General features: G+C 46.1%; 1 protein-coding gene. It reads left to right on the plus strand.

Features of this window, described 5'->3' with window-relative positions:
• Window positions 1-581: ATP-binding protein (locus C3418_RS23895; protein WP_181023154.1), on the plus strand; the 581-nt coding region annotated here is incomplete at both ends.

Genomic DNA, 581 nt, shown 5'->3' on the forward strand with positions numbered 1-581 from the left:
GATAACTGGTTCGGCCATACCCTCATTACCGGAAACGTCGGTACCGGTAAAACAGTCCTTCAGCGGTTATTGAGCATCAGTATGCTGCATTTAGGCCACGTCATTGTGGTTATTGATCCAAAGAACGACGCAGATTGGCGGCAGTCACTTATGGATGAAGCGGCGGAACTTGGGTTGCCATTTTATAAGTTTCACCCTGCCCAGCCTTCTTCTTCAGTGTGTATTGATGTCTGCAACGCTTATACCAATGTTTCGGACCTCACCTCACGCCTTCTTAGTCTGGTTTCGGTTCCCGGGGAAGTTAACCCATTCGTACAATATGCCGAGGCTCTCGTTTCAACTGTGATCACCGGTCTGTCTTACACGGATAAAAAACCGTCGATATATCTCATTCATAAAAACATGAAAAGCCACATGGCAATCCTGAACCTCACCGTAAAAGTTCTGGAATGCTGTTATGCACGGCACTACGGGCCCGATGTATGGATGGAAAAGGTGAAATATTCTTCGAATGATACTCTACAAGTCCGCTTTAAGCGCCTTGTTGAATGGTTTTCTGCCCACTTCTTGAATTATGAAGG

The sequence above is a fragment of the Aeromonas sp. ASNIH8 genome (genome assembly GCF_002919855.1).
GTDB classification, from domain to species: Bacteria; Pseudomonadota; Gammaproteobacteria; order Enterobacterales; family Aeromonadaceae; genus Aeromonas; species Aeromonas caviae.